Origin of the sequence: Nonomuraea sp. NPDC050547 (assembly GCF_044457345.1) — a bacterium.
In the GTDB taxonomy this organism is placed as follows: domain Bacteria; phylum Actinomycetota; class Actinomycetes; order Streptosporangiales; family Streptosporangiaceae; genus Nonomuraea.
In genome coordinates this window covers 38,922-62,447 of sequence record NZ_JBITGW010000034.1, presented here as the reverse complement: position 1 = coordinate 62,447, position 23,526 = coordinate 38,922, and the positions used below count along the sequence as shown (strand labels likewise).

The 23,526-nt window shown below is 71.2% G+C and carries 23 protein-coding genes and 3 tRNA genes; 10 read left to right on the top strand and 16 right to left on the bottom strand.

From position 1 onward, the window contains the following. Position 1 precedes the first annotated feature (1 nt). The 3 genes from ACIBHY_RS52270 to ACIBHY_RS52260 are packed head-to-tail and all read left to right on the top strand — an operon-like array spanning position 2 to position 2,713. Entirely contained in the window at positions 2 to 967 is a 966-nt protein-coding gene (locus tag ACIBHY_RS52270; protein WP_397310745.1) for a hypothetical protein, read from the top strand. A 17-nt stretch (positions 968 to 984) separates the two neighbouring features. Then, positions 985 to 1,521: a CGNR zinc finger domain-containing protein gene (locus ACIBHY_RS52265; RefSeq protein WP_397243508.1), complete on the top strand. Its 537-nt coding sequence runs from the start codon at positions 985 to 987 to the stop codon at positions 1,519 to 1,521. A 10-nt stretch (positions 1,522 to 1,531) separates the two neighbouring features. After that, the gene (locus tag ACIBHY_RS52260) at positions 1,532 to 2,713 is read left to right on the top strand and encodes an MFS transporter (RefSeq protein ID WP_397310744.1); all 1,182 of its coding nucleotides are present in this window, start codon (positions 1,532 to 1,534) and stop codon (positions 2,711 to 2,713) included. On the opposite strand, the gene ACIBHY_RS52255 is transcribed toward ACIBHY_RS52260, so the two are convergent. Next, positions 2,679 to 3,302, bottom strand: coding sequence for an alpha-ketoglutarate-dependent dioxygenase AlkB (locus ACIBHY_RS52255; RefSeq protein WP_397243512.1), 624 nt, complete (start codon positions 3,300 to 3,302; stop codon positions 2,679 to 2,681). The genes ACIBHY_RS52260 and ACIBHY_RS52255 overlap by 35 nt on opposite strands. Positions 3,303 to 3,460: 158 nt before the next feature. Here ACIBHY_RS52255 and ACIBHY_RS52250 point away from each other — a divergent pair, with 158 nt between their 5' ends. After that, positions 3,461 to 4,222, top strand: coding sequence for a VOC family protein (locus tag ACIBHY_RS52250; RefSeq protein WP_397310743.1), 762 nt, complete (start codon positions 3,461 to 3,463; stop codon positions 4,220 to 4,222). A 63-nt stretch (positions 4,223 to 4,285) separates the two neighbouring features. Here ACIBHY_RS52250 and ACIBHY_RS52245 read toward each other — a convergent pair whose 3' ends face one another. The 9 genes from ACIBHY_RS52245 to ACIBHY_RS52205 all read right to left on the bottom strand — a co-directional run bounded on the left by ACIBHY_RS52245 (position 4,286) and on the right by ACIBHY_RS52205 (position 14,545). After that, a complete protein-coding gene (locus tag ACIBHY_RS52245; RefSeq protein WP_397310742.1) occupies positions 4,286 to 5,365 on the bottom strand; it encodes a WD40/YVTN/BNR-like repeat-containing protein in 1,080 nt (359 codons plus the stop codon). Positions 5,366 to 5,716: 351 nt separating this feature from the next. Next, positions 5,717 to 7,480, bottom strand: a complete 1,764-nt coding sequence (locus tag ACIBHY_RS52240) for an ABC transporter substrate-binding protein (protein WP_397243518.1) — start codon at positions 7,478 to 7,480, stop codon at positions 5,717 to 5,719. A gap of 33 nt (positions 7,481 to 7,513) precedes the next feature. Beyond that, the gene (locus ACIBHY_RS52235; protein ID WP_397243520.1) at positions 7,514 to 7,789 is read right to left on the bottom strand and encodes a DUF2160 domain-containing protein; all 276 of its coding nucleotides are present in this window, start codon (positions 7,787 to 7,789) and stop codon (positions 7,514 to 7,516) included. A gap of 3 nt (positions 7,790 to 7,792) precedes the next feature. Next, entirely contained in the window at positions 7,793 to 8,545 is a 753-nt protein-coding gene (locus ACIBHY_RS52230) for a carbohydrate ABC transporter permease (protein WP_379623746.1), read from the bottom strand. A 50-nt stretch (positions 8,546 to 8,595) separates the two neighbouring features. Then, complete coding sequence (locus ACIBHY_RS52225) at positions 8,596 to 9,567, bottom strand: carbohydrate ABC transporter permease (RefSeq protein ID WP_397243522.1); 972 nt, start codon at positions 9,565 to 9,567, stop codon at positions 8,596 to 8,598. Next, complete coding sequence (locus ACIBHY_RS52220) at positions 9,564 to 10,649, bottom strand: ABC transporter ATP-binding protein (protein WP_397243524.1); 1,086 nt, start codon at positions 10,647 to 10,649, stop codon at positions 9,564 to 9,566. The genes ACIBHY_RS52225 and ACIBHY_RS52220 overlap by 4 nt, the downstream gene beginning before the upstream one ends. Continuing rightward, positions 10,642 to 11,730, bottom strand: coding sequence for an ABC transporter ATP-binding protein (locus ACIBHY_RS52215; RefSeq protein WP_397310741.1), 1,089 nt, complete (start codon positions 11,728 to 11,730; stop codon positions 10,642 to 10,644). Before ACIBHY_RS52215 ends, ACIBHY_RS52220 begins: the two co-directional genes overlap by 8 nt. A gap of 91 nt (positions 11,731 to 11,821) precedes the next feature. Continuing rightward, positions 11,822 to 12,937, bottom strand: coding sequence for a response regulator transcription factor (locus ACIBHY_RS52210; RefSeq protein WP_397243527.1), 1,116 nt, complete (start codon positions 12,935 to 12,937; stop codon positions 11,822 to 11,824). 66 nt (positions 12,938 to 13,003) lie between these two features. Then, a complete protein-coding gene (locus tag ACIBHY_RS52205; protein WP_397310740.1) occupies positions 13,004 to 14,545 on the bottom strand; it encodes a heme peroxidase family protein in 1,542 nt (513 codons plus the stop codon). Positions 14,546 to 14,792: 247 nt separating this feature from the next. Between ACIBHY_RS52205 and ACIBHY_RS52200 the strand changes: the two genes are divergently transcribed. The 3 genes from ACIBHY_RS52200 to ACIBHY_RS52190 all read left to right on the top strand — a co-directional run bounded on the left by ACIBHY_RS52200 (position 14,793) and on the right by ACIBHY_RS52190 (position 18,312). Next, positions 14,793 to 16,286: a M28 family peptidase gene (locus tag ACIBHY_RS52200; protein WP_397243531.1), complete on the top strand. Its 1,494-nt coding sequence runs from the start codon at positions 14,793 to 14,795 to the stop codon at positions 16,284 to 16,286. A 77-nt stretch (positions 16,287 to 16,363) separates the two neighbouring features. Next, entirely contained in the window at positions 16,364 to 16,942 is a 579-nt protein-coding gene (locus ACIBHY_RS52195) for a helix-turn-helix domain-containing protein (RefSeq protein ID WP_397310739.1), read from the top strand. A 173-nt stretch (positions 16,943 to 17,115) separates the two neighbouring features. Beyond that, on the top strand, positions 17,116 to 18,312 hold the full coding sequence (locus tag ACIBHY_RS52190) for a DUF1684 domain-containing protein (protein ID WP_397310738.1): 1,197 nt from the start codon (positions 17,116 to 17,118) through the stop codon (positions 18,310 to 18,312). A 16-nt stretch (positions 18,313 to 18,328) separates the two neighbouring features. Here the strand turns inward: ACIBHY_RS52190 and ACIBHY_RS52185 are convergent, their stop codons facing one another. The 5 genes from ACIBHY_RS52185 to ACIBHY_RS52165 all read right to left on the bottom strand — a co-directional run bounded on the left by ACIBHY_RS52185 (position 18,329) and on the right by ACIBHY_RS52165 (position 20,365). Then, entirely contained in the window at positions 18,329 to 19,075 is a 747-nt protein-coding gene (locus ACIBHY_RS52185; RefSeq protein ID WP_397310737.1) for a phosphotransferase family protein, read from the bottom strand. 338 nt (positions 19,076 to 19,413) lie between these two features. Further along, positions 19,414 to 19,488 (bottom strand) — tRNA-Val (locus tag ACIBHY_RS52180). 14 nt (positions 19,489 to 19,502) lie between these two features. Beyond that, positions 19,503 to 19,573, bottom strand: a tRNA-Cys gene (locus ACIBHY_RS52175). Positions 19,574 to 19,602: 29 nt separating this feature from the next. Further along, positions 19,603 to 19,674 (bottom strand) — tRNA-Gly (locus ACIBHY_RS52170). Between the two features lie 55 nt (positions 19,675 to 19,729). Further along, the gene (locus tag ACIBHY_RS52165) at positions 19,730 to 20,365 is read right to left on the bottom strand and encodes an amino acid-binding protein (protein WP_397310736.1); all 636 of its coding nucleotides are present in this window, start codon (positions 20,363 to 20,365) and stop codon (positions 19,730 to 19,732) included. Between the two features lie 181 nt (positions 20,366 to 20,546). Here ACIBHY_RS52165 and ACIBHY_RS52160 point away from each other — a divergent pair, with 181 nt between their 5' ends. Then, complete coding sequence (locus tag ACIBHY_RS52160) at positions 20,547 to 21,035, top strand: hypothetical protein (protein ID WP_397310735.1); 489 nt, start codon at positions 20,547 to 20,549, stop codon at positions 21,033 to 21,035. 28 nt (positions 21,036 to 21,063) lie between these two features. Here the strand turns inward: ACIBHY_RS52160 and ACIBHY_RS52155 are convergent, their stop codons facing one another. Beyond that, the gene (locus ACIBHY_RS52155) at positions 21,064 to 21,459 is read right to left on the bottom strand and encodes a hypothetical protein (RefSeq protein ID WP_397243542.1); all 396 of its coding nucleotides are present in this window, start codon (positions 21,457 to 21,459) and stop codon (positions 21,064 to 21,066) included. Positions 21,460 to 21,569: 110 nt separating this feature from the next. Between ACIBHY_RS52155 and ACIBHY_RS52150 the strand changes: the two genes are divergently transcribed. Beyond that, positions 21,570 to 22,373 carry a heme ABC transporter ATP-binding protein gene (locus tag ACIBHY_RS52150; RefSeq protein ID WP_397243544.1) on the top strand — a complete coding sequence of 268 codons (804 nt, stop codon included), beginning with the start codon at positions 21,570 to 21,572 and terminating at the stop codon, positions 22,371 to 22,373. A gap of 39 nt (positions 22,374 to 22,412) precedes the next feature. Then, positions 22,413 to 23,522 (top strand): tRNA dihydrouridine synthase DusB, encoded by a 1,110-nt coding sequence (gene dusB, locus ACIBHY_RS52145; RefSeq protein WP_397243546.1) that lies wholly within the window; start codon positions 22,413 to 22,415, stop codon positions 23,520 to 23,522. Positions 23,523 to 23,526 lie beyond the last annotated feature (4 nt).

Sequence of the window (23,526 nt, the reverse complement as noted above, 5' to 3'; positions counted from 1 at the left end):
CATGAAGACCAGGTTCACCGCCGCGCTGGCCGCGGGCGCCCTCGCCCTGAGCCTGTCACCGGCCGCCCCCGCGCAGGCGGGCCCGCACGACCACGACGCCGTCCGCTACGCCTCGCTGAAGGGCTGCGCCGACAAGAAGGACGAGCGGCGCCCGTGCGGACCCTGGCGGCTGGTCACGCACGACGGCGGGCAGCGGCCGCTGCGCGACGCGCAGACCGTGGCCAGGCACGCCGACGGCACCTCCTCGGGCTACCAGGTGGCGCCGATCGCGGTCAGCGGCGACGGCAGCCACGTCGCCTACTTCACCAAGCGCGGCCGCCTGGCCGTCCGCACGATCGGCGGCGGGGTGAAGCTGCTGGCCGCCGACGCGCTGCCGCGGGTCGCGCAGTACGACGTGACGCTCCTGCTCTCCGACGACGGCGCCAAGCTGGCCGCGGCGATCACCGGGAAGAAGACGCGGATCTTCGACACCGCGAGCGGCACGCAGGTCGGCTCGGCCGGAAGGGGCGAGGCGGTCTCCGGCTTCAGCGGCGACGCCGACGAGCTGCTCACCTCCTCCGAGGGCGAGGAGCCCGTGACCGACCTGGCCGTCTACCGCGACAGCGGCGAGCAGGTGCGCCGGGTGACCCCGCCGCAGGTCGTCGCCTACAACGGCCCCTACGCCCTGGCCGCCGACGGCGCGACGACCGCCAACGTGATCCAGGGCGGGAAGCCCGCACTGGTCCTGTACGACAGCGCGGTGGACCAGGTCACCGCGAAGATCCGGCTCACGCTGCCCAAGGGCGAGGTGCTGAAGGCCGACTGGACGGGCGAGAACCAGGTGACGCTCCACCTGGCGGACGTGCCGGAGAGCGGGCCGACGAAGATGACCGTCGTGCGGGTCGAGGTGCCTTCCGGCAAGGTCACGGTCAGGGACCGCTACAGCGTCCTTGCCGACTCCTACGTCTTCGCCGCCTGCGGCGGCTGACACCGTACCCTGCAGGGATGGAGGTGCATTCGACCAGGGCGATGGCGGCGCGGGCGGTGGCGTTGTGCGAGGCCCTGCTGTGGGAGGAGCCGACGCCCGGGTCGATCGCCGGCGTCCTGCGGGCCCACGGGGAGCGGGGCCCGCTGGAGCTGTCGCCGGACGACGTGCGCGCGATGCGCGCGGCCGCCGGGCGCCTCATGGAGCTGTTCGCCGCCCCGTCGGCCGGCGCGGCGGCGGGGCTGCTCAACCGGCTGCTGGCCGGCGCCGCCTGCCCGCCCCGCCTGACCGACCACGGTGGCACGACGACCTGGCACCTGCACGTGGACCGCGACGACGACGCGCCGTGGGCGGAGTGGTTCCTGGCCTCCTCGGCGATGTCGATGGCGGTGCTGCTGGCCGATCATCAGCGGGTTCCGGCGGGGCTGTGCGCCTCGGTGAGCTGCGGCCGGCCGTTCCTGGACATCTCGGGCGGCAGCCCCAGGCGCTACTGCTCGCCGCGCTGCGCCACCCGGGAGCGGGTGGCCGCCCACCGCGCCGCCACCCGGGGCATGTAACGTCTCTTTCATGTTATGGCGTTACATGCTCGGGGCGGCCTCGGCGCGTACCGGCGACGACATGTCCGGGCCCGCGCTGCTCGTCCTGGGGCTCGCCGTCAGCGGGTCGCCCGCGGTCGCGGGATGGCTGCTCGCCGGGCTGACGGTCTCGGCCTCGGTGGGCGGGCCGCTGCTCGGCGTGCTGCTCGACCGCGCGCGGCGGCCGGGCCGGCTGCTGGCCTGGTGCCTGACGGGGTACGCGGGCGGGCTCCTGGTGATCCTCGCCCTCCTCGGCCGGGTGCCCGACGGGCTGGTGATCGGCCTCGCGGTGCTGACCGGGCTGCTCGGGCCCGCGCTCAGCGGCGGCTGGACGGCGCAGCTGCCGCTGGCCGTGCCCGCGGGCTCGCTCGCGCGCGCCAACGCGCTCGACTCGATCTCCTACAACGTCGCCGCCCTGCTCGGGCCCGCGCTCGCCGGGCTCATGGCGGCCTTCGGCGGCGGCTCCACGCCGGTGATCGCCGCCTGCGTCCTCATCGCCGCCTCCCTGCCCGTCGCCCTGTCGCTCCCGCCGCGCGAGCGCGTGGAGAAGGGGGCCTCGGTCGCGGCCGAACTCCTGGCCGGCGCGCGGGCGATCACCGGCAGCCCCTCGCTGCGCCGGGCCACCGTGACCTCGATGATCTCCATGGCCGGGGTCGCCATGCTGGTCGTGTGCACGCCGCTGCTGGGCGAGCGGCTCGTGGGCAGCGCCGGGTTCGGGGCGCTGCTCCTGGCCGTGACCGCCGCCACCGCCCTCGGCGCCAACGCGGTGCTGGCCCACCGCGCCCCCGCCGCCGGGACGTGGTGGCCCGACGGCGTGCTCGTCGCCGCCACCGCCGTGGTCGGGGCGGGCATCGCCGTCGCGGCCCTCGCCGGCTCCTTCGCGCTCGCCGTCCTGGCCGCAGCGATCGCGGGCGTCGGTGAGGGGCCGCAGCTCACCGCCCTTTTCGCGGTACGGCACCGCGACGCCCCCGCCCGGCTGAGGAGCCAGATCTTCACCACCGGCGCCAGCCTGAAGATCACCTCGTTCGCCGCCGGGTCCGCGGTGGCCGGGCCGCTGGCCGTACACTCCGTGCCCCTCGCTCTCGCGGTCGGCGCGGCGCTGCAGGCGGCGGCGGTCGCGGCCTACGGTGCTATGTCGCTCAGCGCACCCCGCGCGGGCGGAACTGAACGCTGATCCGCGGCCCGCACGGCCGCGCGGTCTTCGGCACCGCGTGCTCCCAGGTGCGCTGGCAGCTGCCGCCCATCACGATGAGGTCGCCGTGGCCGAGCTCGCGGCGCACCGACGGACCGCCGCCCCGGGGACGGAGCAGCAGGCTGCGCGGCGTGCCGACCGAGACGATGGCGACCATCGTGTCCTCGGCGGCGCCGCGGCCGATGGTGTCGCCGTGCCAGGCGACGCTGTCGCGGCCGTCGCGGTAGAGGCACAGGCCCGCGGTGCTGAACGGCTCGCCCAGCTCCTCGGCGTAGTGGGCGTCGAGCGCGGCCCTGGCCTCGGCCAGGACCGGGTCGGGCAGGGGCTCGGCCTCGCCGTAGAACTTCTGCAGGCGCGGCACGTCCACCACCCGGTCGTACATGACCCGGCGCTCGGCCTGCCACGGCACCTCGCGCAGCAGCCGCTCGAACAGCGCGTCGGCACCGCCGAGCCAGCCGGGCAGCACGTCGATCCAGGCGCCCCGCGACAGCCGGGTGCGCACCGGCGCGAGCGGGCCGGGGCCCGGCTCCTCGCCCACGTCGAGCAGCGAGCCTTGGTAGAGCACATCCATGTGTTCGAGTATACGTGATCGCCTGAACACATATTCGAAACTCGCTAGGCTCTCCTCATCCCCGACGCCGTGTGCGACGCTGAGAAGTGGCGTCGCCCTCAATCCCCTCCGCACCGTGAGGCGGCGGGCCGACCATCATCCATACGAAGGAGCACGCCATGCTCACCACGAAGAACCTTCCCGGCACCCCGGTCTGGCTCGATCTCGGGAGCCCCGACCTCCCCGCGACGGTGGCCTTCTACACCGCGCTGTTCGGGTGGAGCCACCACACCATGCCGGGCGGCGGGGACTACGGGTCGTTCCAGCAGGACGGCAAGACCGTCGCGGCGGTGGGCAGGCTCACGGAGGAGGGGGCCGACCCCGCCTGGATCCTCTACTTCCGCAGCACCGACGCGGAGGCCACCGCGAAGGCCGTCGAGCAGGCCGGGGGCACGGTCCGGATGGCGCCCTCCGAGGTCGGGCCCGAGGGCCGCATCGCGCAGTTCAGCGACCCGGCGGGGGCGCAGTTCGCGATCTGGGAGCCGGGGCGGCTCAAGGGGCTGGAGCTGGTGACCGTGCCGGGCTCACTGTGCTGGGCCGAGCTCTACACGCCCGACGCCGGCGGCGGGCATGGGTTCTACCGGTCGGTGTTCGACTGGAGCTTCGAGGACATGCCGATGGGCGAGATGACCTACACCGTCGTCACCCCGCCCGGCGGCGACGCCGACGACAGCATGGCCGGGCTCGTGCCCATGCCGGGCGTGGCGCCGCACTGGCTGCCGTACATCGAGGTGGGCGACTGCGACGCGGTCGTGGCCAAGGCACGGGAACTGGGCGGCGCGGTCGCGGTGGCCGCCGAGTCGGTGGAAGGAGTGGGCCGCTTCGCCACCCTGACCGACCCCCACGGTGTCCGCTTCGCCGTCATGACCAGCTCCGGCTGACCGGGTCCGGCCCTCTGCCCTGTCCTGGCGGCTGGGCAGGGGGCCGGTGGCGTACCCGGGTGGTCAGCGGCGGCCGAGGGCCAGACGGGCCACCCTGCCCTGCTCGCCCGCGGCCCAGCAGCTCAGGTCGGGCGTGCACGACACGGTGTCGAACGAGCCCGTGTCGAACGTGTGCCACGTCCGGCCGCCGGTGAAGGAGATGTCGCTGCCGCTCGGGCCCACGGCGATCGCGGCCAGAGGGAGCAGCGCCACGCCGGAGCGGTAGGCGGGCGGCGGCACGCGCGAGGGCCGCCAGGTGGCGCCGCCGTCGGCGGAGTAGGCGCCGGCCGAGGGGGAGGCCTGGCCGGGCCGGTAGTCGCCGCCGACCGCGATGCCCTGGTGCCGGCCGCGGAAGGCGAGGGCGAACACCCCGCGGGCGGGGTCTCCCGCGGGGATGGGAGTGTCGGTCACGGTCCAGGTGCGGCCCCGGTCGCGGGAATGGTACACGCGCGACCGCTCGGCGCCGCCACTGGCCAGCCACGCGTCCCGGCCGCCCGACGTCACCAGGCACTGCCCGCTGGCCGCGAACCCGGCCTCACCGGGCAGCGCGTCCGGCATCCCGGCGGCGGGCAGGACCGCCCAGCTCCGCCCGCCGTCCGACGTCGACAGAATCCTGAACCTGCCGTCCACCGGGTCGCTCATCGCCAGCCCGTGGCGGCGGTCGAAGAAGGCCATGCAGTCGTAGAAGGCGCGCGGCTCGTCGTTGCGGAAGGTCTCCGTCCAGGTACGGCCGGCGTCGTCGGTGCGGTAGACCCGCGAGTCGGTGCCCTCGCCGATGGACAGCGCCACGGCGGTGTCGGGCCCGAACGCCTCGATGTCGCGGAACTGCAGCGCGCCCGCGCCGGGCGGCGAGACGTTCCGCCAGGTACGCCCGGCGTCGGTCGTCCTGAGCACGGTACCTTCGCTGCCCGAGGCCCACACGACATCACGGCTCACCGGAGCCAGTCCGCGCAGGCGGCCGGTGACGCCGGTCTGCTTGAGATCCCAGCGGAGGAGGTCGCCTCCGGTGAGGCCGCCGAGGTCTGGGGTGTCGGCCTGGGCTGGCAGGGGGGTGATCAGCGCACAGGCCGCGGCTACGGCCGTGATCGCGATACGTAACTTCATGCCGAGCAAGCTAAGCCCGCCCCTCCCACCCCGTCCACCATCCACCCTTACCCCCACCCCCACGCCCACTTCCACTCCCACGCCGCGGTTCCCACGCCCCGGTCTCGGGCTCCGAGTCCCGCGCTGCTCCCGAGCCCCGCGCTGGTCCCGGTCTCCGGGTCTCCCACGTCCCGCGCACCGGGTCCCGCGCGTGTCGGTTCGGGGTCTCCGCGTCCCGGGGTCCCGCGCGTCGGTCCGGGGTCCCGGGTCTCCCGGGTCCAGGGTGCCGGTCTGGTTGACAGGTGGCCTTCCTCGCCCGGTGGGCGGGAGGTCCCCGTGCGTGGTCGGGGCGCACGGGGACTCACGGGGTGGTCAGTCGCCGGACTTCCACTGGGCGATCAGCTTGTCGTAGTCGAGGGTCTCCGGCTTGCCCCTCTCGTCGGCCAGCTTGGGCGCGGGTGCCCCCGGCTGGTCGAGCCACGTCTGCGCGGCCTGTTCAGGGTTGAGCTTGGGGGCGCAGGCGCCGCCGTAGCCGCGCCGTTCCAGCCGGGACAGGATGTCGTCCTGCTGCTTGGCCAGGTTGTCCATGGACTGCTGGGCGGTCGTCTCGCCGGTCACCGCGGTGGCCACGTTCTGCCACCACAGCTGGGCGAGCTTGGGGTAGTCCGGGACGTTGGTACCGGTCGGGGTCCACTGGACGCGCGCGGGTGAGCGGTAGAACTCGATGAGCCCGCCGTACTTGGGGGCGTTCTCGGTGAAGTAGGCGCTGCGGATGTCGGAGTCGCGGATGAAGGTCAGGCCGGTGATGGACTTCTTCAGCGACACCGTCTTGGAGGTGACGAACTGGGCGTACAGCCAGGCGGCGGCGCGCCGTTCCGCGGGAGTGTTCTTCAGCAGGGTCCAGGATCCGGCGTCCTGGTAGCCGAGCTTGTTGCCGTCCTTCCAGTACGCGCCGTGGGGGCTGGGGGCGATGCGCCACTTGGGGGTGCCGTCGGCGTTCACGACGGGCAGGCCCTGCTTGGTCATGTCGGCGGTGAAGGAGGTGTACCAGAAGATCTGCTGGGCGATGTTGCCCTGCGCGGGCACGGGGCCGGACTCGCTGAAGTTCATGCCGGCGGCTTCCTTGGGCGCGAAGCGCTTGAGCCAGTCCACGTACTTGGTGAGGGCGTAGACGGAGGCGGGGCCGTTGGTGTCGCCGCCGCGGGTGACCGAGGAGCCGACGGGACGGCAGTTCTCGACGCGGATGCCCCAGTCGTCGACGGGCAGGCCGTTCGGGATGCCGGGGTCGCCGTTGCCGGCCATGGACAGCCAGGCGTCGGTGAAGCGCCAGCCGAGCGAGGGGTCCTTGCGGCCGTAGTCCATGTGCCCGAAGACCTTCTTGCCGGCGATCTGCCCGTTTCCATTGACCTTGTTCGTGAAAAAGTCGGCTATATCCTCATAAGCCGCCCAATTCACTGGTACGCCCAGGTCGTAGCCGTACGCCGCCTTGAACTGCTTCTTGATCTCCGGATCGGTGAACCAGTCGTACCGGAACCAGTACAGGTTCGCGAACTGCTGGTCGGGCAGCTGGTACACCTTCTTGTCCGGCCCGGTGGTGAAGCTGATCCCGATGAAGTCCTTGAGGTCGAGCGTCGGCGAGGTGACGTTCTTGCCCTCCCCGGCCATGTAGTCCGACAGCGGCACCACGTAGTCGCCGCGCGCGTGCGTCCCGATGAGGTCGGAGTCGTTGACGTAGGCGTCGTAGATGTTCTGGTTGCCCTGGATCTGGGTCTGCAGCTTCTCGACGACGTCGCCCTCCTGGATCAGGTCGTGCTTGATCCTGATCCCGGTGATCTCGGTGAAGGCCTTGGCGAGCTGCCGCGACTCGTACTCGTGCGTGGTGATTGTCTCCGACACCACGTTGATCTCCATCCCGCGGTACGGCGCCGCCGCCTTCAGGAACCATTCCATCTCCGCCAGCTGCTGATCCTTGGCCAGTGTCGACGGCGTGAACTCGGTGTCCACCCACCTCTTGGCGGCCGCCCTGCCGTTCTCCTCACGGAAGTCGCTCGACGGCTTGCTCCCGCTGGAGCACCCCGCCAGCAACAGGGCGAGTACGCCCAGCGCGGCCGCGTGCCTCTTGAGTGTGTGCGACATGTCCGACTCCTCTCGCGAGCAAGGGGGCGCAGGTCAACCCCATATCCCGATCACGGCCACGACGACGAGCGCGCACCCGAGCGCGAGCCACATCGACAGGTCCGTGACGGCGATCCACCCGGCGAGCACCACCGCCGCGCTGATCAGTCCGATGTAGAGCCGGTCGCCCCTGTCGGTCTCGATGCGCAGGAAGCCGCGCCGGGCCGGCGGCGGCGACAGGCGTGCCCAGACGGTCATGGCGACCAGCAGCAGGGCCAGACCGGCGAAGACCAGTGCGGTGGGCGCGGTCCAGACCATCCACTCCAGCACCTGTCACACCCTTCCCAGCGCGAAGCCCTTGGCGATGTAGTTGCGGACGAACCAGATGACGATCGCGCCCGGGATGATCGTCAGCACGCCCGCGGCGGCCAGCAGCCCCCAGTCGATCCCGGCGGCGCTGACGGTGCGGGTCATGGTGGCGGCGATCGGCTTGGCGTTGACCGAGGTGATCGTCCGGGCGATCAGCAGTTCGACCCAGCTGAACATGAAGCAGAAGAACGCGGTCACGCCGATGGCCGAGCGGATCATCGGCAGGAAGATCCGGAAGAAGAAGCGCGGCAGCGAGTAGCCGTCGATGGCCGCGGTCTCGTCGATCTCGCGCGGGATCCCGGACATGAACCCTTCCAGGATCCACACGGCCAGCGGCACGTTGAACAGCATGTGCGCGATGGCCACCCCGAGATGCGTGTCGAACAACCCCACGCTCTGATAAATCTGAAAAAAGGGAAGAAGAAAGACCGCCGGCGGCGCCATCCGGTTCGTCAGCAGCCAGAAGAACAGGTGCTTGTCCCCGGCGAAGCGGAAGCGCGAGAACGCGTACGCCGCCGGCAGCGCCACGATCAGCGAGAACACCGTGTTCAGCGAGGTGTAGACGATCGAGTTGAGATAGCTGGAGTACCACGCGGAGTCCGTGAAGAACGTGACGTAGTTCTCCAGCGTCACGTTCTGCGGCAGCAGCGAGAAGCTCCCGAGGATCTCGTCGTTGGGCCGGATCGACATGCCGAACATCCACAGCAGCGGCAGCATGAGCGTCGCCACGTACAGCCAGAACACGGTCCGCGCCCAGGGCAGCCGTCTCATCTCCCGCTCCTCGTCAGCACGGTGAAGAACACGTAGCAGGCGATCTGCACGATGAGGAAGTAGAGGAGCGAGAACGCCCCCGCGGGCCCCAGGTCGAACTGCCCCACCGCGATCTTCGACAGCAGGATGCTCAGGAACGACGTGGCGTTGCCCGGCCCGCCCCCGGTCACCACGAACGGCTCGGTGTAGATCATGAAGCTGTCCATGAACCGCAGCAGGATCGCGATCGTCAGCACCCCGCGCAGCCGCGGCAACTGCACGTGCCGGAACGTCGCCCACGCCGAGGCCCCGTCGATCTGCGCCGCCTGGAAGTACGGCTCGGGGATCGAGCGCAGCCCCGCGTACGCCAGCAGCGCCACCAGCGGCGTCCAGTGCCACACGTCCATGGCCAGCACGGTGACCCACGCGTCGGTGGAGTCGAGTGTGTAGTTGAAGTTGATCCCGAGCACGTTGTTGACGGCCCACCCGCCGAGCCCGATGTCGCCGCGGGCGAAGATCTGCCAGATCGTGCCGACGACGTTCCACGGGATGAGCAGCGGCAGCGCCACCACGACCAGCGCCACCGACACCCACGCCCCGCGCCGCGGCATGCACACCGCGAGCAGCACGCCGAGCGGGATCTCGATGGCCAGCACCTGCGCCGAGAACATCAGCGTGCGCAGGAACGCCGCCCGCACCTCGGGATCGCGGGTGACCGACCTGAACCAGTCCAGCCCCACGAAGATGCGGTCGGTCGGCGTGAAGACGTCCTGCACCGAGAAGTTGACCACCGTCATCAGCGGGATGACCGCGGTGAAGGCCACCGACACCACGACCGGCAGCACCAGCCACCACGCGCGGTTGTTCTTGGGCTTGACGTCCCTGGGGGCCCGCTCGTCGCCGGACTTCGACGGGGGTACGGCCGGCGCGACGACCTCACCGGCCACCTGGCTGCCGGCGACCTTGGCCGGAACGTCGCCGGCCGTCATGCGCCGCTCCCTTCGAGTGCCGCGAGGGTGCCGCACCTGATCTGGTCGCGGAACAGGTAGGCCCGCTCGAAGTGCAGGTGCTCGGCCGTGCCGTGCTCGCCGGGATCGGTCTTGGCGACCAGGTCGCCGCCGTCGGCCCGCGCGTGCACGAGGTGGTAGGAGCCCATCCGGTCCACGCCGGTGACGCCGGCCCGCAGCCCGGGGGAACGGGGGAACGGGCTGATCCTGACGAACTCGGGTCGTACGCCGAGCCGTACCGGACCGTCGGGAAGGGCGCCGTCGTCGCCCACGGCGCGCCCGACGACGGAGGTCCCGACGCGCACGACGCCGCGCTCGACCGCGGCGTCGAGCACGTTCATGCCGGGCGAGCCGATGAAGTGTCCGACGAACTCGTGCGCGGGGGACAGGAACAGCTCCGCGGGCTCGCCGCTCTGCACGATCGCGCCGTCCTTGAGCACGACCACCTCGTCGGCGAAGGTCAGCGCCTCGGTCTGGTCGTGGGTGACGTAGATGAGGGTGTGGCCGGTGTCGCGGTGGATCTCCTTGAGCTTGCTGCGCAGGGTCCACTTCAGGGCGGGGTCGATGACGGTGAGCGGTTCGTCCAGCAGGACCGCCGCCACCTCGGGCCGCACGAGGCCGCGGCCGAGGCTGACGATCTGCTGGCGGCCGGGGTCGAGGCGGCGCGAGCGGCGGCGGAGGTGATCCTCCAGGCCGAGTAACCGGGCGACCTTGCGCACCCGCTCGTCGACCTCGGCCTTCGGGTACTTGCGGTTGCGCAGGGGGAAGGCGAGGTTGTCGTAGACCGACATCTCCTCGTACAGCACCGGGAACTGGAAGACCTGCGCGATGTTGCGGGCCACGGGCGGCAGGCCGGTGACGTCGCGGCCGCCCAGCAGCACCCGGCCCTGGGAAGGGGTGATCAGGCCGGAGATGATGTTGAGCAGCGTGGTCTTGCCGCAGCCGCTCGGGCCGAGCAACGCGTAGGCGCGGCCGTCGGACCAGGTCCAGGTCATGGGGTTGAGCGCGTGCGTGCGGCCGCCGTCGTAGCTGTGGCCGACGCCCTCCAGCGTGATGTCAGCCATGCAGGTCGACCTCCGTGGCGGTGTCGGCCACCAGTTCCCCCGTTCCGGAGAAGATCAGGATGTGCGCGGGATCCACGTAGGCCACCGCGGGCTCACCGGGCGTGAACAGCTGGGTGCCCGGCAGCTGCGCCACCAGGTGGCGCCGCCCGGCCAGCAGCAGGTGCAGGAACGTCGTGCTGCCAGTGACCTCGGCCAGGCGGATCTCGGCGGGGAACTCGACCTGGCCGGGCCGGGTGCGCTCGATCGTCACCTGGTGCGGGCGGATCCCCAGCACCATGTCGTCGCCGGAGAAGTGCGTGCCGGGCGTGGACAGCGGGACGCCCAGGCATTCCAGGCGGCCCTCGTTCACCACGCCGGGCAGCAGGTTGAGCGGCGGATCGGAGAGGGTGGCGGCCACCGCCAGGGACGGCGGCCGGTCGTACATGCGCGCCACGTCGCCCACGTGCTGGACGCGGCCCTCGCCCAGCACCACCGTCGGGGCCGCGAACATCAGCGCCTCGGCCGGATCGGAGGTGGAGTAGACCACGGTGCCCGGCGAGTCCTTGAACATCGCCTTCAGGTCGGCGCGCAACTGCTCGCGGAGTTTGTAGTCGAGGTTGGCCAGCGGCTCGTCCAGCAGGAGCACGTCGACCGGGCGGGCCAGCGCGCGGGCGATCGCGGTGCGCTGCTGCTGGCCGCCCGACAGCTCGGCCGGGCGCCGCTCCAGCAGGTCGGCGATGCCCATGAGTTCGGCCACGTCGCGCACCCGGCCGTCCACGTCCTTGCGGGGGAATCCGGCTGCCAGGCGTAAGGGAGAGGCGATGTTCTCGTAGACGGTCAGCGACGGGTAGTTGATGAACCGCTGGTAGACGAAGGCCACGGAGCGCTTGCGCACCGGGACCGAGGTGACGTCCTCGCCGTTGACGACCACGCGGCCGTCGGCCGGGGTGTGCAACCCCGCGATCACCCGCATCAGGGTGGTCTTCCCGGCCGCCAGCGGCCCGATGAGGGTCGTCATGCCGCTGGAGAGTTCTAGGTTGATGTCGTCGAGCCACACTTCACCGCGTTGCCGTACGCGGACGCCATCGAGTCTCAGCGCCACATTTCCTCCGGCGGTAGGTCGTGGCTGTCCTGAACCAACATGCTCTTCCATCTAACATCGCCATCAACTCTGCGCAAACAGCACAGGTGATTCAGGAAAGAAGTCCTAGTTCGTAACCCACCGCCAGTGCCTCGGACCGGTTTCGGACATCCAGCTTGCTGAACAGGCGTGACTGAATGTTCTCCACGGTCTTGGTGGTGATGGCCAAAGCCTGGGCCGTCTGCCGTACCGAATGGCCCGTCGCTATGGACCGCAGGATCTGCAGTTCGCGGTCGGTGAGCGCCGAGCGCGCCGCCGCGCGCCTGCTCATCTCCGGGTGTACGGCCCGGCCCAGCTCACTGATCGGCACCACCGCGTCCGGCGCCGGAGACGTGATGACCTGGCCGAACGCGGTCTCGGTGACCACGACCACGCGGGCGCCGAGCGCGTGCATGTGGTGCCAGGCCCCGGACTCGTCGATGATCACGGCCACCAGCGGGCGGCGGAGCATGAGCGTGTCGTCCTCGTGCGTCCAGCGGTCGCCGGCCACGAAGACCGGTAAGTGCTGCCGGATCAGGTTCTCCACGACGGCGTCGCGGCAGCTTCCCGGCCCGCCGAAGACGACCGCCAGCGGAACCGTGGCCGGCCGGGCCCCGGACCGGAACAGCAGGCCGAGCCGGGCGGCCAACGAGACCAGGTTGACCCGGCTGTGCACCTCGGTCTTGGCGAAGATGCGGCGCATGTGGTTCTCGACGGTGGCCGGGGCGATGCCGAGCATCCTGGCCGCCTCCTGCACGCTGTGCCCCGAGGCCGCCAGCGCGAGGACGTCCAGGTCGCGCCGGGTCAGGACCGGCGGGTGGGCGGGGCGGGCGCGTGGTTCGAACGGGCAGCGCCGTACCGCTTCGAGGAGGGCGGCCAGCCCGCGTGAGTAGGGCACCAGCGTCAGTCCCGCGCCCACCGCCCGCACCACGTCGCGCACGTCCATGCTCGCGTAGGTGAGCACGAGGCCGCGGCCGTGTAATCCCGGGAGCTTGGCCATCACCTCCTCGAAGTCGTCCGCGACGTCGATCACTGCGACGTCGACGTCGCGGATGCGGCAGAGTCGTTCCAGGTCGGAGAGGTACTGGGTGAGCCCGGACATGCTCAGGCCGGGCTGCCCGGTAAGGGCGGTGGCGAGCGCTTCGCGGAGCAACCGGTTGGCGGAGTGCGCGGCCACGTGGATGGCCATACGCAGAATGTACTCAAAAGAAGCTTTCTTGTCTGTAAACAGCTCTTACCGGAACTTGTCAGGGTGTCATTGTCCCCGGCTGGCCGGATCGAGCTTGGCGAACCGCAGCAGATCGACCATCGTGAACGTCCCCGGGCCGCGGCTCGGCAGCGTCGGCCGCCAGTTCGGACCGGCCGCGAGGTAGGAGCCGGGGTCCTTCTGCAGCAGGCCGACGAAGACCTCGCCGATCAGCCGGGCGCCGACCCCGGCCAGCTGGATGCCGTCGCCGAGGTCCTGGCCCTCCTTGAGCACGTAGTACCAGAGCGGCGCGTTCGTGCCGAAGCCGAGCGGGCCGAGCTCGGAGGTGTCGACGTGCGGGATGCCCATCGTCGTGGCCAGGCGCTGACCCGACGGCAGCGACCAGGTGAGATGCCGCAGCAGGTTACGGGTGGCCAGCGAGATCGGCGGGTCGCCGCTCGGGATCGAGCGCAGCGGAAGCTGGAAGAGCGGCGTGGACAGCTGGGTGTCCATGCGCTTGTTCGGGCGTACCTGGCCGTCGCCGAAGTTGAAGAACGTCTGCCAGCCGATGAAGCGCCGCCCGGCCCGCGCGCCGCCCCGCAGGTCCACCGGGTCGGCCTGGCCCTCGGCCACCGGGTCGAAGATGAAGCCGAAGAACGGCCGGCCGCCGTCACCGGCCAGGTTGGCCCGGTAGGACGGGCGGATCATGCTGTGGCCGAAACGGTAGGCGATCTGGAACTCCACCGGGATCGACGGCGCGCCGGGCGGCCGGTAGAACTGGCGGCCGAAGCGCAGGATGTGGTCCACGAGCGGCCGGCCGATGATCTGCGGCAGGAACTCGTTCAGGATGATCCACTGGTAGTGCCAGAGGACCGTACGGCGGGCCGTCTCGAACAGGGCGCTCTCCGGTGTGCCCTGGGCGCGCAGGCGCTCGACGACCTTGTTGTGGAAGACGAGGAACGCCGCGTGCAGGCCCGAGATCATCAGGTTCTCGTCGTTGCGCGGGTCGCCGATGATCGCCCGTTGGTCCGGCTGCCTCGGCACGTCCTCGAACAGGCCGCCGCTCTCCACGCGCATCGTGATCCGGTCGGCGTTGAAGAGGTGCGGGCTGGCGGTGGGGCCGCCGCCGTACACCGTGTCGAGGTCGAAGGCGGGGGTGCGCAGGTTCGGCGAGGACTCCGGCCGGGTCGGCACGCCCAGCGGCGAGGCGTTGTCGAAGGTCATGTCGTGGTCGAGGAACTGGCCGAAGAACGTCACGCCCGCGGTGTGGAAGGGGTTGTCGCGGTTGTTCGGGCTGAGCTCCGGGTTGGTGATCAGCCGGATCGGGCCCTCATGCAGCGGGTCCTTCGCGTCCAGGATGCCGCCCAGCTTGCCCATCTCGGTCAGCGCCGCCCGTACCTGGGGCGTCGCCTGGGCGAACGGGGGCAGGTTGAACACCCGGCCGAAGTTGTTGACCAGCGTGCCCTCCTGCTCGGCGCGTGCTGAGGCGGCGATGGCGGCGTCCAGGTCGAGCGCGACGATCGCCGCGCTCGCTCCGAAGCCGCCGAGGAAGGTCCGCCGGGTGACGGCGGACGAGTCCGTGATGGGTGGGGGTAACCATCCTCGACGCATCTTGCTTCCTCCTCTGTACGGGGGGTTCGACGGGAAGCTTCGTCGCGTCGGGAGTGTGAGCTTGGCCGGAAGAGCGGCGCAATGACCCCAAGGTTCACCGGGTTTCCCAAGGGCTTCCCGCCCTCCCAGGGGGTACGCGGGGCCCTGGGGGTGCTCGGCCCTCCCAAGGGGTCTGTGCGCATGACTGGTCGATCCGGATTTGTGGAGTTATGTTCGGGCTCCCCGGATCTCCCCGCAGAGGAGTGGCATGAGATCACGTCTGCTCGCCGTACTCGCCACGCTCACCCTGGTCTTAGCCGGAGGCCTCCACCAGGCCACCGGCGCGACCGCGCTCGCCCCGCCCGACATCCCCCTCGCCAACGTCAAGGCGCACCTGACCCAGTTCCAGAGCATCGCCACCGCCAACGGCGGCAACCGCGCCCACGGCCGCCCCGGCTACCTGGCCTCCGCCAACTACGTCAAGGGCCGCCTGGACGCCGCCGGATTCACCACCACGCTGCAGTCGTTCACCTACAACGGCGCCACCGGCTACAACGTCCTCGCCGACTGGCCCGGCGGCGACCCCAACGACATCCTCATGGTCGGCGCCCACCTCGACAGCGTCACCGCGGGACCCGGCATCAACGACAACGGCTCCGGCAGCGCCGCCATCCTGGAGACCGCGCTCGAGGTCTCCCGGCAGGCGCTGCAGCCGACCAAGCACCTGCGCTTCGCCTGGTGGGGCGCGGAAGAGCTGGGGCTGCGCGGGTCGCAGTTCTACGTGACGAACCTGGCCGCCACGGAACGGGCCAAGATCAAGGCGTACCTGAACTTCGACATGGTCGGCTCGCCCAACGCCGGCTACTTCGTCTACGACGGAGACAACTCCGACGGCGTCGGCTCCGGCCCCGGCCCCGCCGGGTCGGCCGCTCTCGAGCGCACGCTGCAGGACTACTTCACCTCCGTCGGCGTCCAGACGCGTGGCACCGACTTCGACGGCCGCTCCGACTACGGGCCCTTCATCTCACGCGGCATCGCCGCCGGCGGCACCTTCACCGGAGCCGAGGGCATCAAGTCGAGCGCCCAGGCGCAACTGTGGGGCGGCACCGCCGGGCAGGCCTTCGACGTCTGCTACCACCGCGCCTGCGACACGACCTCCAACATCAACGACACCGCGCTCAACCGCCACGCCGACGCCGTGGCCTATGCCGTGTGGACCATCGCCACCGCCGTACCCCCCGTCGTGGTCTGGGAGGACACCTTCGAGACCGACAAGGGCTGGACCCGCCTGACCGGCAGCGCCACCACCGGCCTGTGGGAGCGCGGCGACCCCGAGGCCACGACCTCCAGCGGCGCCAAGCAGCTGGGCACCACGGTCAGCGGCGTCAACGACCTGGTCACCGGCCGCCTCGCCGGCGCCGCGGCGGGCGACCACGACATCGACGGCGGCACCACCGCCATCCAGTCACCCGCGGTGACGCTGCCCAGCGGGACGGTGAAGCTGTCCTTCGCCTGGTACCTGGCCCACGGCAGCAACGCCACCAGCGCCGACTACCTGCGGGTCAGGGTCGTCGGCACGACGACCGGCACGGTCTTCGAACAACTCGCCGCCGCCACGGACCGCGACGGCGCCTGGACCACCTCGACGGTGGACCTCTCGTCCTTCGCCGGCCAGAGCGTCCGCATCGTGGTCGAAGCCGCCGACGCCGCCACCGCCAGCCTCGTCGAGGCCGGCGTCGACGACGTCAAGATCATCCGCTAGCCGGTACGGCGCCGCCCCACCGCTCCGGGGGCGGCGCCCACCCGCTCACCTTGCACCGCGGACATACGATGTTGCCCATGGCGCAAGATGACGGCGAGCTGGACAGCCTCGTCCGCAAACGGATCCGCGCCCTGCGCGTGGCACAGGGCTGGTCGCTGGAGGAACTGGCCACCCGCGCCAACGTCAGTCAGTCCACGCTCTCGCGCATCGAGAACGGCCGGCGCCGCCTCGCCCTGGACCAGCTGGTCACCCTCGCCCGCGCTCTGGACACGACCTTGGACCAGCTGGTCGAGACCGCCTCCGACGACGTCGTCACCAGCCCGATGATCGACGGGGCCCACGGCCTGATGCGCTGGCCCGTGAAGGGCGACCCGGGCATGAGCGTCGTGCGCCAGCGCATGACCGAACCGCCGCCGGACAACCCCGCACGTATGCGCGCGCACCCCGGCCGGGAATGGCTCGTCGTCCTGTCCGGCACCGCGATCCTCATGCTGGGCCACCGCCGCATCCGGGTCGAGACCAACCAGGCGGCGGAGTTCCCCACCATGCTCCCGCACGCGATCGGCGCCGAGGGCGGCCCCTGCGAGATCCTGGGCATCTTCGACCGCGACGCCCGCCGGGGCCACCAGCGCGACGGCGGCGGCTCCTCCACCTAGGCCCCTGCGGACGAGTCACGGGCCCGCGCCGCCGTTGCCCGCCGAGCAGCCGAACCGTCCATCGTCTTGCCTTATGCGCAAGAGGTGATGCTCTCCGCGCATACCGCTCGTAGGTTGGGTGGCCACGGGCCGCGTAACACCACGTTCGCGGCCGGAGAAGAAGGGAGCCACTCATGGCCGCACAGCAGTCCTTTGCCTATCAACATGCACCAGAGGCGCGCGCCGGGTACGAAGCCTGGCGCGAGGAACGCTGGGAGGAGGTCGCCGGCCCGAACGGCAAGGCCAAGGTCGTCGCCAACGGCACAGTGACCGATCAGGACCTTCACACCATCGCCGGCATCCCCGGCACGTGGTCCACCAGCGCGACCGGCGCCCTGACCGTGACGGCGAGCGCCGGCGACGGCGTGCGGGTGGGCGGCGAAACAGTCGACGGAACCGCGGAGGTGGCGCCCGGCAGCACGCTGGAGTTCCCCGGCGGCCGCGTCGGCTTCGCCGGAGGCGGCGACGGATCCTACGGTCTGGTCGTCATGGACCACCAGGCGGTCGAACGCTCCGGCCTCGCCGGAATCGACACCTTCCCCTATGACCCGGCCTGGGTCTTCGACGGCGAGTACCGCGAGGCCCCCGAGGGCCGCCGCATCGAGGTGGAACGGCTGACGTCGCCGCGCAGCACCGAGGCCATCCGGGCCCCCGTCGACCTCGTCGTGACCGTCAACGGCACCGAACACGTGCTGGCCGTCCTCGAAGACATGCCCGGCCAGCGCCTGGTCGTGTTCACCGACGAGACGAACGCGGACACCACGCCCGAGATCGGCCGCTGGCTCGTCCTGCCGCTCCTGGAACCCGGAAGCAAGCTCACCGTCGACTTCAACAAGGCGACGCTCTCCCACCACCACCTGCGGCCGTCCGTCTTCGTCTGCCCCCTCTCACCTCCCGGCAACCACCTGCCGACGCGCGTCGAAGCAGGCGAACGCGCCCTGGTTTACAACACAGGCATCACCGCCATGAGCCAGGACCTCAAGGACAAGGCCATCACCTACCTGCGCAGCCTGGAGAAGGCCGACTGGGACACCGCCCGCGCCATGTGCGCGCGGACGGCCACCGTCTGGCACAACGACGGCAAGGGCGAGTCGGGCATCGAGGAGAACATCGCGGGGATGAAGGAGCAGATCCACACCATCGAGTCGATGCGCTACGACATCACCCGCCAGTTCTCCCAGCCCGGAGAAGTCCTTCAGCAGCACGTCGTGCACGTGGCCGCCAGGAACGGCGTACGCGGCGAGGTGCACGCCGCGGTCTACTTCCGCTTCGACGACGAAGGACTGATCACCCGCATCGAGGAGTACGCGAACTTCATCCCCGCCGGCTAGGTTCCGCCGTCCGGCCTCACATCCGGGCTTTCAGCACGTCCACCTCGCAGCCCGGCGAGGACGGGTGGAAACCGTGCTCGATCAGCCAGCGGATCGCCCGCAGGCTCCGCAACGACCACCACCCGCGGATCACGTCGAGGTCGACGTCGGTGCCGTAGCCGGCGACGACGTCACCAAGACGCTCCTCGTGTCCGAGCGTCAAGCTGGCCAGGTCGTACAGGGCATCGCCCCGGGCCGCCTCGGACCAGTCGATCACGCCGGTGACCTCGTCACCCTCGACGAACACGTGGGTGATCTGCAGGTCGCCGTGCGCGAACACCGGCGTCCACGGCCGGAGCGCCGCCTCGGCGACCTGGCGGTTGCGGGTGACCAGGTCGAAGGGAAGGACGTCGTTCGCGACGAGCCACTCACATTCGCCGTCGAGGTTCGCGGCGATCTCGTCGAGGCTCCGACCGGGCCACGGCGGCAGCGGCGCCTCATGCAGTTTCCGTACGGCGGCGCCCGCCGCTGCCCACGCCGCCGGTGACGCGGCCGACGGCTCGCCCAGGCGGCCGAGGGCGGTCCCGGGGACGGCGGCGAGCGCGAGCACGGGCGGCCTGCGCCACAGCACCACCGGCGTCGGGACCGGCGCCATGGCCATCGCCTGGACCTCGACATCGGTGCGCGCCTGATCAGCGTCGATCTTCAGGAACACATCACCGACGCGCAGGGTCGCGCGCTCGCTATGGGCGACGACGACTTCGACCTCTTCCACGCCGGCCATTGTCGCGGGGATGGCCAAGGATGTCGCCAGAATTTTCCCGAGCTCCCGAGCTCCCGAGCGGTCCGTGTGTCCGCGCGCCCGTCTGACCGAGCGCCCGAGCGATCGTGCGCCCATGTGGTTGTGCGGTCCGTGCGTCTGTCTGACCGAGCGCCGGTCCGACCGGCCGAGCGGCCGTGCGCCTGACCCCGTCACGCCGACCGGCGGCCTCGTGCGCGGCAGTGGTCGCCGGCCGGTGCCGGAGATCGACGTTCTCGGCTGCCTGGCGCCGCCGCCTCGGCCACGAAAACTGAAAACGGCCCTGCCCGCACGCCCAAAGGGCGCGGAGGGCAAGGCCGTGCTGGTGGACGATACTGGGATTGAACCAGTGACCTCTTCCGTGTCAGGGAAGCGCTCTCCCGCTGAGCTAATCGTCCGGGTATTCAACTAGAGGTGGAGACGGGATTTGAACCCGTGTGGACGGCTTTGCAGGCCGCTGCCTCGCCTCTCGGCCACTCCACCGAGCGAGGCCCCAACCTGCGGCCTCTCCGAGCGGAAGACGGGATTCGAACCCGCGACCCTCACCTTGGCAAGGTGATGCTCTACCACTGAGCCACTTCCGCGTCCGCCGCTGCTCGCGGCGACACAGCAACTCTAGCGGGTTTTTGGAGTGGATGCTCACTTGCGCAGCTGACGGGCCACGCTGCGTTCGGTCGCCGGGAGGCTGAGGAAGATCTCCAGGATGCGGGTGAGGCGGTGGACCTCGATCCGGTGGAAGGCGGGGCCGTCGGCTCTGGCCAGCATCAGCGTGAGGGCCAGCGGCGGGAGCGGGGCGTGGATGAGGTGCAGGCCGGACTCCAGGGTGGTCGCCACGGGGCGGGGCGGGTTCTCGGGCGGGAGGACGATCTCCTGGGGGGCTCGCCAGCTGGAGTAGACGGTCGCGTCGGCGGTGGACGCGGCGGCCCAGTCGGCGCTGAACAGCACCGGCAGCGAGTCGATGAGCGTGGTCAGCGCGCGCTCGCCCGCGGTGGTGATGTACTTGAGGATCTCCAGCTCGGGGTAGGTGCCGGCGGCTTCGCGGGTGGCCCAGATCGCCTCGACGCGTACACCTTGGACGGTCAGCAAGCTCTTGGCCAGCGTCTCCTTGGGGGTGCCGTCCGGGCAGAAGACGGTGATGTCGTCCACGGCCCGCCCGCCGCCGCGCTCCAGGACGGTCAGCTGCGTGATGTCGGCTCCGGCCACGCCCAGCACCCGGGTGACCTGACCGAGCGAACCCGGCCGGTCGGGCAGCGTGAGCCGTAGTCGAAGCAGCATCGTTCGCCTCCCCATCGATCGCAGCTCACAGCGTATCGGCGATGGTCGTTCGGGGTGCTGTCATCACGAATCTGCGCGACTTTCTGGTACGGCACACACCCCCCGGATACCGGCCATTCCCCCCACGGGATGAACCGCCACGCCTCCCATGACGTCGTTGCGCGTGAAGGCGGTGGTGAGGATGACCCCCAGAAGCGCACTGGCCGCGCTGGCCCTGCTCGCGGCGGCCTGCGGCGCGGGCCCCGTCACGAGCGCGGGCTCCACCGCCGGCGGGGTCCTCACTCCCGGGCTCGCCCCGTCCCCGTCGGGTTCGGTCGTCTCGCCGTCTGCCGTGTACGTCTGTCACGACCACAAGGTGCCGCTCGGCGTGCTCACACAAGGCAGGCCCGCGACCGAGCTCGGTCCCGACGGGCTGGCCGCGCTCGGCGGTGAGGAGGTACGGCGCCCGCCCGACCTGGAGCGGTGGCGCGTCGTGGAGGAGGGGCCGGAGCGCGTGGCCCTGATGGCCGACCGGGAGGTCCGGCTGCTGATCGGCGTGGCCGGAGCGCCGGGCCGGGCGCAGACCTGCCAGGGCAACCCGCGCACGCCGTTCACGGTCGAGCTGTCCGCGCCGCTGGGCGATCGCGTGCTGCTGGACGCCGCGATCCACCCCGTCAGGCGGATCCGGTAAAGGTCGGGCAGATCCGGGGAGGGTGGGGTCAGGCGGGTTCGGTGATGGCGAGGCGGTCGGCGGCCCACAGGACGGCGGCGTCGTAGTCCACGGTGCCGAGGACGGTCAGGCCGCCGGGGCCGGGGTTCTCCACGAGGTCGGCCAGTGACGGGGTGGCGACCACGCTGACGTAGCCGACACACCACTCGGCGATCTCCGCCTCGCGCTCGGACCAGAACGCGTGGATGATCTCCAGCGCCCCCTTCTCCGGCGCCTGGCGTTCGCGCTGGTCCACGACGACGGCGAAGCGGCGGTTCTCGGCCCTGGCGCGGGCGAGCACGTCGAGCATGCCGGCGTTGAGGCGGTCGGCCTCCGCGACGGTGAGGCGGCCGTTCTGGGCGGCGGTGACCAGAGGCCACCGGCCGAGGTCGACGTTGTTGCCCATGGGCATGGCTCCTTCAGTGACATTTAGCTGCAAAACCGGTCAAACCTATCGCATGAAGAGGATGTGATATTAGGTGAGGCTAACCTAAATTACAGCAGTGGAGGAAGAGCATGAGGCCACGCGTCCCCGCCCGCCCGGCCCACGGCACGGTCTACGCCGAGGCCGCCGGGGTGTGTTTCGGCTATGGGAGTGAGCCGGTGCTGCGCGGCGCCGACCTGGCCGTGTTCGCCGGGGAGGTGCTGGCGCTCGTGGGGCCCAACGGCTCCGGCAAGTCCACGCTGCTGTCCGTGCTGGCGGGCGACGTGCGGCCGCGGGCGGGAGCCGTACACCTGGATGGGCGGCCTGTGGCCGCCTGGACGGCGCGTGAGCTGGCGCTACGGCGGGCGGTGCTTCCCCAGCGGCTCGATCTGGCCTTCCCGTTCACGGTCGAGGAGGTCGTGGGCATGGGACGGGCGCCGTGGGCGCGCACGCCGGGGGAGGAGCAGGACGCGCAGGTCGTCGAGGCCGAGCTGGAGCGGGCCGATGTCGCGCGGTTCAGGACGCGCGCCTTCCAGGAGCTGTCGGGCGGCGAGCGGGCGCGGGTGGGGCTGGCGCGGGTGCTGGCGCAGCGCACGCCGATGCTGCTGCTCGATGAGCCGACCGCCGCGCTGGACATCCGCCACCAGGAGGCGGTGCTCGGGCTGGCGGGGGAGCGGGCGCGCGCGGGTGACGCCGTCGTCGTGGTGCTGCACGATCTCGCGCTCGCCGCGGCCCACGCCGACCGGGTGGCCGTGCTGTCGGAGGGTGTCGTGCGGGCGTGCGGGACGCCCGCGCGGGTCCTCGGCGAGGAACTGCTCAGCCACGTGTACGGCCACGCCGTCGAGGTGCTGCCCCACCCGCGCACGGGCGTGCCGCTGGTCGTGGCCAGGCGCTGAGTTTCCGTCCGAGGGGGGAAGTCGGCTACAAATGAACGGGTGAAGATTGGGCCGATGGGGGTGTGGCCGCCGGTCGTGCTGGCGCCGATGGCGGGGATCACGAACGCGCCGTTCCGCGTGCTCTGCCGTGAGCAGGGCGCGGGGTTGTTCGTGTGCGAGATGATCACCACGCGGGCGCTGGTGGAGCGCAACCCCAAGACGCTCAGGATGATCAGGTTCGCCGACGGGGAGCGGCCGCGCAGCATCCAGCTCTACGGCGTCGACCCCGAGACCGTCGGGCGCGCGGTCAAGATGATCGCCGAGGAGGACCTGGCCGACCACGTCGACCTCAACTTCGGCTGCCCGGTGCCCAAGGTGACCAGGCGCGGGGGAGGTTCCGCGCTGCCGTACAAGCGCAATCTGCTGCGGCGGATCCTGCGCGAGGCGGTGCGCAACGCGGGCCCGCTGCCGGTCACCATGAAGATGCGCAAGGGCATCGACGACGACCACCTCACCTACCTCGACGCCGGGCGCATCGCGGTCGAGGAGGGCGTCGCGGCGATCGCGCTGCACGCGCGCACCGCCAAGCAGCATTACGGCGGGCAGGCCGACTGGGCGGCGATCGCGCGGCTCAAGGAGGCGGTGCCCGAGGTGCCGGTGCTCGGCAACGGCGACATCTGGAGCGCCGACGACGCGCTGCGCATGGTCGCCGAGACCGGCTGCGACGGCGTCGTGGTGGGGCGGGGCTGCCTTGGGCGGCCGTGGTTGTTCCGCGATCTGGAGAACGCCTTCAACGGCGATTCGTCGCGCGCGAAGCCGTCCCTGGGCGAGGTCGCCGACGTCATGGAACGGCACGCCGGAGGGCTGGCCGCCTGCTTCGACACCGAACGGTACGCGGTGGCCGACTTCCGCAAGCACGTCGGCTGGTACCTCAAGGGCTTCACCGTCGGCTCCGAGCTGCGCCGCGCGATGACCACGGCCGAGTCGCTGGAGGAGCTGCGTACGGCGCTGGCCAAGCTCGACCGCGACCAGCCGTGGCCGCCCAACACCGACACCCCGCGCGGCAAGTCGGGCGAGCGGGACCGGGTGCACCTGCCGGACGGCTGGCTGGACGACCCGTGGGACAGCCACGTGCCCGCCGACGCCGAGTCGGACATCTCCGGCGGCTAGGTGT

What these genes read in the sequence shown, in the direction of transcription:
- ACIBHY_RS52270 (WP_397310745.1), top strand. Translation starts at nt 2, where the DNA reads ATGAAGACCAGGTTCACCGCCGCGCTGGCCGCGGGCGCCCTCGCCCTG.
- ACIBHY_RS52265 (WP_397243508.1), top strand. Translation starts at nt 985, where the DNA reads ATGGAGGTGCATTCGACCAGGGCGATGGCGGCGCGGGCGGTGGCGTTG.
- ACIBHY_RS52260 (WP_397310744.1), top strand. Translation starts at nt 1,532, where the DNA reads ATGTTATGGCGTTACATGCTCGGGGCGGCCTCGGCGCGTACCGGCGAC.
- ACIBHY_RS52255 (WP_397243512.1), bottom strand. Translation starts at nt 3,302, where the DNA reads ATGGATGTGCTCTACCAAGGCTCGCTGCTCGACGTGGGCGAGGAGCCG.
- ACIBHY_RS52250 (WP_397310743.1), top strand. Translation starts at nt 3,461, where the DNA reads ATGCTCACCACGAAGAACCTTCCCGGCACCCCGGTCTGGCTCGATCTC.
- ACIBHY_RS52245 (WP_397310742.1), bottom strand. Translation starts at nt 5,365, where the DNA reads ATGAAGTTACGTATCGCGATCACGGCCGTAGCCGCGGCCTGTGCGCTG.
- ACIBHY_RS52240 (WP_397243518.1), bottom strand. Translation starts at nt 7,480, where the DNA reads ATGTCGCACACACTCAAGAGGCACGCGGCCGCGCTGGGCGTACTCGCC.
- ACIBHY_RS52230 (WP_379623746.1), bottom strand. Translation starts at nt 8,545, where the DNA reads ATGCTGCCGCTGCTGTGGATGTTCGGCATGTCGATCCGGCCCAACGAC.
- ACIBHY_RS52225 (WP_397243522.1), bottom strand. Translation starts at nt 9,567, where the DNA reads ATGACGGCCGGCGACGTTCCGGCCAAGGTCGCCGGCAGCCAGGTGGCC.
- ACIBHY_RS52220 (WP_397243524.1), bottom strand. Translation starts at nt 10,649, where the DNA reads ATGGCTGACATCACGCTGGAGGGCGTCGGCCACAGCTACGACGGCGGC.
- ACIBHY_RS52210 (WP_397243527.1), bottom strand. Translation starts at nt 12,937, where the DNA reads ATGGCCATCCACGTGGCCGCGCACTCCGCCAACCGGTTGCTCCGCGAA.
- ACIBHY_RS52205 (WP_397310740.1), bottom strand. Translation starts at nt 14,545, where the DNA reads ATGCGTCGAGGATGGTTACCCCCACCCATCACGGACTCGTCCGCCGTC.
- ACIBHY_RS52200 (WP_397243531.1), top strand. Translation starts at nt 14,793, where the DNA reads ATGAGATCACGTCTGCTCGCCGTACTCGCCACGCTCACCCTGGTCTTA.
- ACIBHY_RS52195 (WP_397310739.1), top strand. Translation starts at nt 16,364, where the DNA reads ATGGCGCAAGATGACGGCGAGCTGGACAGCCTCGTCCGCAAACGGATC.
- ACIBHY_RS52190 (WP_397310738.1), top strand. Translation starts at nt 17,116, where the DNA reads ATGGCCGCACAGCAGTCCTTTGCCTATCAACATGCACCAGAGGCGCGC.
- ACIBHY_RS52185 (WP_397310737.1), bottom strand. Translation starts at nt 19,075, where the DNA reads ATGGCCGGCGTGGAAGAGGTCGAAGTCGTCGTCGCCCATAGCGAGCGC.
- ACIBHY_RS52165 (WP_397310736.1), bottom strand. Translation starts at nt 20,365, where the DNA reads ATGCTGCTTCGACTACGGCTCACGCTGCCCGACCGGCCGGGTTCGCTC.
- ACIBHY_RS52160 (WP_397310735.1), top strand. Translation starts at nt 20,547, where the DNA reads ATGACCCCCAGAAGCGCACTGGCCGCGCTGGCCCTGCTCGCGGCGGCC.
- ACIBHY_RS52155 (WP_397243542.1), bottom strand. Translation starts at nt 21,459, where the DNA reads ATGGGCAACAACGTCGACCTCGGCCGGTGGCCTCTGGTCACCGCCGCC.
- ACIBHY_RS52150 (WP_397243544.1), top strand. Translation starts at nt 21,570, where the DNA reads ATGAGGCCACGCGTCCCCGCCCGCCCGGCCCACGGCACGGTCTACGCC.